The 8,022-nt window shown below is 75.6% G+C and carries 5 protein-coding genes and 1 pseudogene; 4 read left to right on the top strand and 2 right to left on the bottom strand.

All coding sequences use genetic code 11. From position 1 onward, the window contains the following. Window positions 1–1,499, bottom strand: a pseudogene (locus GV126_RS30730) (sigma-70 family RNA polymerase sigma factor); the annotation flags it as partial. A gap of 188 nt (window positions 1,500–1,687) precedes the next feature. Beyond that, window positions 1,688–2,500: a TetR/AcrR family transcriptional regulator gene (locus GV126_RS30725; protein WP_159672760.1), complete on the bottom strand. Its 813-nt coding sequence runs from the start codon at window positions 2,498–2,500 to the stop codon at window positions 1,688–1,690. 402 nt (window positions 2,501–2,902) lie between these two features. Here GV126_RS30725 and GV126_RS30720 point away from each other — a divergent pair, with 402 nt between their 5' ends. The 4 genes from GV126_RS30720 (at window position 2,903) to tsaE (ending at window position 7,764) form a co-directional block, all read left to right on the top strand. Further along, window positions 2,903–4,279 carry an NAD(P)/FAD-dependent oxidoreductase gene (locus GV126_RS30720; protein ID WP_159672758.1) on the top strand — a complete coding sequence of 459 codons (1,377 nt, stop codon included), beginning with the start codon at window positions 2,903–2,905 and terminating at the stop codon, window positions 4,277–4,279. 346 nt (window positions 4,280–4,625) lie between these two features. Continuing rightward, window positions 4,626–5,813 carry an alanine racemase gene (gene alr, locus GV126_RS30715; RefSeq protein WP_159672757.1) on the top strand — a complete coding sequence of 396 codons (1,188 nt, stop codon included), beginning with the start codon at window positions 4,626–4,628 and terminating at the stop codon, window positions 5,811–5,813. 189 nt (window positions 5,814–6,002) lie between these two features. Further along, window positions 6,003–7,244: an alpha/beta fold hydrolase gene (locus tag GV126_RS30710; protein ID WP_159672755.1), complete on the top strand. Its 1,242-nt coding sequence runs from the start codon at window positions 6,003–6,005 to the stop codon at window positions 7,242–7,244. After that, complete coding sequence (tsaE, locus tag GV126_RS30705; RefSeq protein ID WP_159672753.1) at window positions 7,210–7,764, top strand: tRNA (adenosine(37)-N6)-threonylcarbamoyltransferase complex ATPase subunit type 1 TsaE; 555 nt, start codon at window positions 7,210–7,212, stop codon at window positions 7,762–7,764. Before GV126_RS30710 ends, tsaE begins: the two co-directional genes overlap by 35 nt. The last annotated feature ends 258 nt before the right edge of the window (window positions 7,765–8,022 follow it).

Below are 8,022 nucleotides of genomic sequence, written 5' to 3'. Positions count from 1 at the left end.
CGGAGGCGGCAGGGGAGGGTAGGGGGAAGGTGAAGGAGGGGGGGGCGCGGGGGGCGGTGGCGGGGGGGGCGGGCCGGGGGGCGGGGGGGGGGCGGGGGGGGGGTCGGGGGAGGGGGGGGGGGGCGAGGGGGGGGGGGGAGGGGGCGTGGGGGCCGCGGGGGGGGGCGGGGGCGCCGGGCCCGGGACGCCGGGGGGGGCCCGGTGGGGACCGGTTTCCCGGCCGGGGCGTCGTGGCCCACCAGAGCGAAGGCGACGGCCGCGGCCGCCACGGCGACGACCCCGGCCGCGATGCCGGCCTTCACCGGTCCGCCCAGGCCCTCGGAGGCCGCCGCACCGCCACCCGCGCCACCGGACGCACCGCCCCCGGTGGCCGCTCCTCCCGCGCCGGTGGCCGTACCGCCGCCGGCCGCGGCCGCGCCGGCGGCTCCCGCCGCTCCCGCGGCACCGGCGCCGCCCGCGACGATGCCGAGCGCCTTGGCGTATCCGGCCGCGCCGAACCAGCCGATGACGGCGACCGGGACGACGGCCGGGATGCCGCCGGCCACCTCCTCGATCTGCACGGCCGCGAGCCGGCACCGCGCGCACTCCTCCAGGTGCTTGCGCACACCCCGCTCGGCGCGGGTGCGCAGCTTGCCCCGGGCGTAGCCGCCGAGCTGGTCGGCGTAGCGGGCGCAGTCCTCGTCGCCGGTCAGCGCGGCGCTGACGTGGGCCTGGAGGTAGGCCTGCTTCAGGCCCTCCCGGGCCCGGCTGGCCAGCACCCGTGTGCCGTTGGCGTCCAGCCCGAACAGGGGAGCGACCTGGCTGGGCGACTCGTCCTCCACCTCGGTGTGCCACAGCACGGCCTGCCACCGCTCGGGCAGCGAGCGGAAGGCCCGCATGGCCAGGGACTGCTCCGCCTCGTGCATGGCCCGCACCTCGGCGCCCAGGTCCAGCGTGTCGTCGTCGGACACCTCGGAACCGCGGGCGGCCTGAGCGGCGAACACCGCGAAGTCGTCCACCAGATGCTCGCGCCGGGCCGTCTTCGTCCAGTGCGCGGCGACCCGGCGGACGGTGGTGAGCAGATAGGCGCGGACCGCGTGTTCGGGGCCCGCGCCGCCGCGCACCGCCTGGAGCATGCGGGCGAACACTTCGGCGGTCAGGTCGTCGGCGGTGTGCCCGTCGCGGCAGCAGGTGCGGGCGTAGCGGCGCACGGCGTGCGCGTGGCGCCGGTACAGCTCCTCGTACGCCGTGTCGTCGCCCCCGCGCATCCGTGTGATCAGCTCGGCGTCGGACGACGACCGGTCCCCGACGGGCGGCAGCGCCCGATCCTCGCCCTGCGCCGGCACCCCGTCCTGGCCCTGCGCCGGCACCCCGTCCTCGCGTTGTGCCGGGACGCCGGCGGACGCCCCCCGGCGCCGGAAGCCACCGGGGCCGCCCTGGCGCGGTACTTGAGGCCGGTGCATGCCCTCCGCGCCGGCCTCACCGTCTCCGTCAGGCTCGTCCTGCCTGTCCGCGCTCATCGCCGATAGCCCCCGCCGCACGCCGAGCCCGTCCCTGTCACCGGGTCAGACTGCCATACAGCCCACCGGCGGGAACCGCGCAGCAACGATCCGCCACTCGTCCGTGGGGACTTGCCGCGACGGGGGACTGGCCGTCACCCGTACGGGGCATGAACCACCGGAACGCGCGGGAGCGCGCACGCCCCCGCTCAAGCGGGCCGGGACCGCAACCCCTCCAGCAGGATGTCCAGCAGCCGCGCCGAGGCCGCCGCCTGCTGGGCCGGGTCCGGAAGCGAGGGCGCCGCCGTGGCGATGACCAGCAGCACGTCCGACACCGATACGTCCGGCCGCAGTTCCCCCGCCTCACGCGCCCGCTGCACGAGCCGGCCCACGACCTCCAGCAGCGCCGCCGCCCCGGCCTCGTCCTGCACCTCCTCGGCCGCGCCCGCCGGACCCGAGGCACCCGCCGCGCCGGAGGCGCCCACCGGTCCGGCCTCGTCCGGCACGAGCCGCAGCTCCCCGGCGCCGGGTTGCGTCCGCTGCGCCGGCACCCGCGCTCCCTCCGCTCCGGCGCCCTCCTCGGCGACGCCGACCCGCAGCACCTGCGGCGGCAGCAGCCGGCCGGCGCCCGAGGCCACCGACGGGCGCAGGAAGCGGGACAGCGCCGCCCACGGCTCGTCCTCCTGCCCGAGCGCGGCCCGCGCCTGCTCGGTCAGCCGGGCGGTCTCCTCCTCCGCTATCCGCCGCACCAGGACGTCCTTGCTCGGGAAGCGCCGGTACACCGTGCCGACCCCGACCCGCGCGCGCCGCGCCACGTCCTCCATCGGGGCGCCGTAGCCCAGCTCGCCGAAGACCTCGCGTGCCGCCCGCAGCACGTGCTCCAGATTGCGCTGGGCGTCCACCCGCAGCGGCGTCGTCCGCGCCGGTCCCTCCCCGCGTCCGCCGCCCCCTGTCCCGCCTCTCGCCGCGCCACCGGGCGCGACGGCGGACGTGCCGGACCAATGAGTCTCCTGAATGTGCATGAATGATCCCCCGGTCATGACGTCTCCCCCCGGAGACTTTCCCCGCCGCTGAACGACCGGGTGCACGGAACGGAGAACGCACGCGCGACCGAGCCCGTTTCCGGGATCCCGGCGGGACCCCCCTCCGACTGGCCCGGCCACCTCCCCTACACCCCGTCGACACACGAACATAGTTGAGAGGGAGTCAATTCAGAAGAGGCACGTTCCGCACGGAGCGCCGCCCGATCGGAGTACGGGCCGCGAACACCCCCACCGCATCCCCGGCCCGACCCCGACGCAGCCCCACTGACCTGCGCACACGCCCTGTGCCCCGGCCGCTCGCCCCCGTGCGCCGCGCCGCGACCGCCGGTCACACAAATCGCCGGGCCTGTGGACAAACGACCGTCACGGGTGCGTCATGGGATGGTGAAGGAACGTGCGCGCATTCTCGTTGTCGGCGGCGGCTACGTCGGGATGTACACGGCCCTGCGCCTGCAGCACCGGATGAAACGGGAGATCGCCCGGGACGAGCTGGAGATCACGGTCGTCACGCCCGACCCGTACATGACGTACCAGCCGTTCCTGCCCGAGGCCGCCGCCGGTGCGATCTCGCCGCGGCACGTCGTCGTACCGCTGCGCCGGGTCCTGGGCCGCTGCCGTGTGATCGCCGGCGAGGTGACTCGCATCGATCACGCGCGGCGCACCGCCACCCTCACCACCCCGGCCACGCAGGAGAAGGGCGGCACCGAGACGCTGACGTACGACGAACTCGTCCTCGCGCCCGGCTCCGTCTCGCGCACCCTGCCCATCCCCGGCCTCCTCGACTACGGCATCGGCTTCAAGACCGTCGAGGAGGCCATCGGCCTGCGCAACCACGTCATCGAGCAGATGGACATCGCCTCCTCCACCCGCGATCCCGCGATCCGCGACGCCGCCCTCACCTTCGTCTTCGTCGGCGGCGGATACGCCGGAGTGGAGGCCCTGGGCGAACTGGAGGACATGGCCCGCTACGCCGCGCGCTACTACCACAACCTCAAACCCGAGGACATGAAGTGGATCCTCGTCGAGGCCTCCGACCGGATCCTGCCCGAGGTCGGCGAGGAGATGGGCCGCTACACGGTCACCCAGCTGCGCCGCCGCAACATCCAGGTGCTGCTCGGCACCCGCCTGGAGTCGTGCGCCGACCGCGTCGCCCACCTCAGCGACGGCCAGCGCTTCCCGACCCGTACGGTCGTGTGGACCGCCGGCGTCAAACCGCACCCCCTGCTCGCCGCCACCGACCTGCCGCGCGACGAGCGCGGCCGCCTGAAGTGCACCGCCGAGCTGACCGTCGAGGGCGTGGCACACGCCTGGTCGGCCGGCGACGCCGCCGCGGTCCCCGACGTCACCGCGGCCGAACCGGGCGCGCTCACCGCCCCCAACGCCCAGCACGCCGTCCGCCAGGCCAAGGTGCTCGCCGACAACATCGCCCACGCCCTGCGCGGCGAACCCCTGGAGAGGTACGCGCACAAGTACGTCGGCTCGGTCGCCTCCCTCGGCCTGCACAAGGGCGTCGCCCAGGTCTACGGACGCAGACTCAAGGGCTACCCGGCCTGGTTCATGCACCGCGCCTACCACCTCAGCAGGGTGCCCACCTTCAACCGCAAGGCCCGGGTGCTCGCCGAGTGGACCCTGGCGGGACTGTTCAAACGGGAGATCGTCTCCCTGGGGTCACTGGAACACCCCCGGGCCGAATTCGAACTCGCGGCCGGGGGAAAGCATCCTCTCGACCCGAACATCAACCCGAAAGGGTCCTCCTGACCGGACCCAGGAACTCCGCCGGACGCCCCGGCGTCCCACGGATGTCGGCGTGAAGCGGCCGCACTGCCAGACTGGTCCCCGACCACGAGGCGGTCGGCCGCCCACCCCCGCTCACCGATGACCGGCGTAAAGCGGGCGGGCGTACGCGTGCGGGCGTGCGGGCGCGCCTCTTGCGGGCGGGGCCAGGGGCCGACGAGGCTCGGCACGTCCTCGTGCGAGGCGCGGCCGGGGCGACCGCGCGGGGCCGGGCCGCGCGCCCGATGCCGTCGGCCCGGCGCCCGTGGGCTCCGGTGCCGTGGGCCCGGTGCCGCCGCCCCGTCGGGCGGCTCTGAGACACTGGGGCGCGATGAACGAGACAGCACACCCGCGGACGGCCCCGCTGCGCGCCCGCGCCGAGATCGACCTGGCCGCCCTGCGGGCCAACGTGCGGACCCTGCGCGCCCGGGCGTCCGGCGCGGCCCTGATGGCCGTGGTCAAGGCCGACGCCTACGGGCACGGCGCCGTGCCGTGCGCCCGCGCGGCCGTCGCCGCCGGGGCGACCTGGCTGGGCACCGCCACCCCCGAGGAGGCACTGGCGCTGCGCGCGGCCGGCCTCACGCCCGAGCAGGTCCGGGTGATGTGCTGGCTGTGGTCGCCGGGCGGGCCGTGGCGGGAGGCCGTCGAGGCCGACGTGGACGTGTCCGTGAGCGGGCTGTGGGCCCTGGCCGAGGTCCGCGAGGCGGCGCGGGCCGCCGGCCGGCCGGCGCGGGTGCAGCTCAAGGCCGACACCGGGCTCGGGCGCAACGGCTGCCAGCCCGCCGACTGGCCCGAGCTGGTCGCCCAGGCGCTGCGCGCGCAGGCCGAGGGGCTGGTGCGGATCACCGGGCTGTGGTCCCACTTCGCTTGCGCGGACGAGCCCGGGCACCCGTCGATCGCCGCACAGCTCGCCCGCTTCCGGGAGATGACCGCCTACGCCGAGGGCGAGGGCGTACGCCCCGAGGTGCGGCACATCGCCAACTCGCCCGCCACCCTCACCGTCCCCGAGAGCCACTTCGACCTCGTCCGCACCGGCATCGCGCTCTACGGCCTCTCGCCCAGCCCCGAGCTGGGCGTCCCCGCGGACTTCGGCCTGCGCCCGGTGATGACCCTGTCGGCGTCGCTGGCGCTGGTCAAGCACGCCCCGGGCGGCCACGGCATCAGCTACGGCCACCACTACGTCACCCCCGGCGAGACCACCCTCGGCCTGGTACCGGTCGGCTACGCGGACGGCATCCCGCGCCACGCCTCCGGCAGCGGCCCCGTGCTGGTCGGCGGCAAGTGGCGGACGGTGGCGGGCCGGATCGCCATGGACCAGTTCGTGGTCGACCTGGGCGGCGACGAGCCCGAGGTCGGCTCGCAGGCGGTGCTCTTCGGGCCCGGCGACCGCGGTGAGCCCACCGCGGAGGACTGGGCGCAGGCCGCGGGCACCATCGCGTACGAGATCGTCACCCGCATCGGAACCCGCGTCCCCCGCGTCTATCTCCACGAGGACGCACGGGAGGACGCGAGCGACTAGGAGCACGCCTCCCGCGTGAGACCGCGCACACGGACGTGCGCGGCGCGCGGAAGCGGGAACGGGACCGACGAGCGGACCCGCACCACCGCGCGCAGGAACGCATGACCCGTACGGGTGACCCCCTCTCGGGCCACCACCGGGCCGCGCCGGCGGCCCCGAACACCAGGACGGCACGAAGAGGAGCGGTACGTGAGCGAGAGCAGGGCGGCGGCCCTCGCCGCCGTCGTCGGCACGTCCGGCGGCTGGCGCAGGGCCACCGGCATCGCGGGGGCCGCGATAGGCGTGGTGGCGGCGGGTGCCGCCGCCACCGTCGCCATCGAACGGATGACCGTCGGCCGGGACGTGCGCAGGAAGGCGCGGCTCGCCCTGGACGCGACCGGTCCCTACGGCACCCTGCGCGGCACCCCCGGCAGGGCCGTCGCCGACGACGGCACCGAGCTGTACTACGAGGTCGACGAGGTCGAGGACACCGGTCCCGACGACTCGGCTCGCCTGGTCCCGCGCCGCCGCCGGCTCTTCGGCGGCAGGACGCCCGCCCCCGTCACCGTCGTCTTCAGCCACGGCTACTGCCTCAACCAGGACTCCTGGCACTTCCAGCGCGCGGCCCTGCGCGGCGTGGTCCGCACCGTGCACTGGGACCAGCGCAGCCACGGCCGCTCCGGGCGGGGGGCGGCCCAGCTGCGCGACGAGGAGCCGCTGAGCATCGACCAGCTCGGCCGTGACCTGAAGGCCGTCATCGACGCCGCCGCGCCCGAGGGCCCGCTCGTGCTCGTCGGGCACTCCATGGGCGGCATGACGGTGATGGCGCTGGCCGCCCAGTACCCCGAGCTGATCCGCGAACGGGTCGTCGCCACCGCCTTCGTCGGCACGTCCTCCGGACGGCTCGGCGAGGTCAACTTCGGACTGCCGGTGGCCGGCGTCAACGCGGTGCGCCGCGTCCTGCCCGGCGTGCTCAAGGCGCTGGGCCGCCGCGCCGACCTGGTGGAGAAGGGCCGGCGGGCCACCGCCGACCTGTTCGCCGGGATCATCAAGCGGTACTCCTTCGCCGGGCGGGACATCGACCCGGCCGTCGCCCGGTTCGCCGAGCGGATGATCGAGTCCACGCCCATCGACGTGGTCGCCGAGTTCTACCCGGCCTTCACCGACCACGACAAGACCGAGGCGCTGGCCCTCTTCCGGGACATGCCGGTGCTCGTGCTGGCCGGGACCGGGGACCTGGTCACGCCCAGCGAGCACAGCGAGGCCATCGCCGCCCTGCTGCCGGACGCGGAGCTGGTGCTGGTCCCCGACGCCGGGCACCTGGTGCTGCTGGAGCACCCGGAGGTCGTCACCGACCGGCTCGCCGACCTGCTCGCCCGCGTCGGCGCGGTCCCCGCAGGCACTACCGTGGGCAGTTATGGACGTACCAGCAGCACCGCACAGCCCGGCTGATTCCGTGTCCGTCGAGATCACCGTCCCCTCCCCCGAGCAGATGCGGGAGCTGGGCCGCCGCCTGGCGAAGCTCGTGCGCGCGGGCGACCTGGTGATGCTCAGCGGCGAACTCGGCGCGGGCAAGACCACGCTGACGCGCGGCCTGGGCGAGGGCCTGGACGTGCGCGGCGCCGTCACCTCCCCGACCTTCGTGATCGCCCGCGTGCACCCGTCCCTCGGCGACGGCCCGCCGCTCGTCCACGTCGACGCCTACCGCCTGTCGGGCGGGCTGGAGGAGATGGAGGACCTGGACCTCGACGTGTCGCTGCCCGACTCGGTGGTCGTCGTGGAGTGGGGCGAGGGCAAGGTCGAGGAGCTGACCGAGGAGCGGCTGCAGGTCGTGATCCACCGGTCCGTCGGCACGGCGACCACCCGAACGGCCGGATCCGAACCGCCGGCCCTCGACGAGGTGCGGCACGTCACCGTCACGGGCATCGGCCCCCGGTGGACGGCCGTGGACCTGGGCGTCCTGACGGCCTGAGGGCGGCCGTCCGGGGGCCGGGACCCGGCCGACGTCTCCTTGCGCGGGGTGTCCCGGGCGTGTTCCCATGGGGCCAGCATCTGGTTAGGTCTACCTAACTTCGCCCGCCCCCGACCCTCAGGAGGCGCCCCATGCCGGCCACCGGGAAGTCGTCGCGGCCGCCGCGTGCCGCGGGCGTCTGCATGAGCGAGCTGCTGGCCTCCTGCGCCGCGGCGGCCGCGACGACTTCCCGGTGGCCGGCATGGGGCGCCTCCTGAG

The organism is Streptomyces mexicanus, assembly GCF_902506575.1.
Classification (GTDB): domain Bacteria; phylum Actinomycetota; class Actinomycetes; order Streptomycetales; family Streptomycetaceae; genus Streptomyces; species Streptomyces mexicanus.
Note: the sequence above shows the minus strand (reverse complement) of the source record. Positions and strands in the feature narration are given on the sequence as shown.

Excerpts from the sequence above, each read along its gene's own strand:
- alr (WP_159672757.1), top strand. The coding sequence starts at position 4,626 with ATGAACGAGACAGCACACCCGCGGACGGCCCCGCTGCGCGCCCGCGCC.
- tsaE (WP_159672753.1), top strand. The coding sequence starts at position 7,210 with ATGGACGTACCAGCAGCACCGCACAGCCCGGCTGATTCCGTGTCCGTC.
- GV126_RS30720 (WP_159672758.1), top strand. The coding sequence starts at position 2,903 with ATGGTGAAGGAACGTGCGCGCATTCTCGTTGTCGGCGGCGGCTACGTC.
- GV126_RS30725 (WP_159672760.1), bottom strand. The coding sequence starts at position 2,500 with ATGCACATTCAGGAGACTCATTGGTCCGGCACGTCCGCCGTCGCGCCC.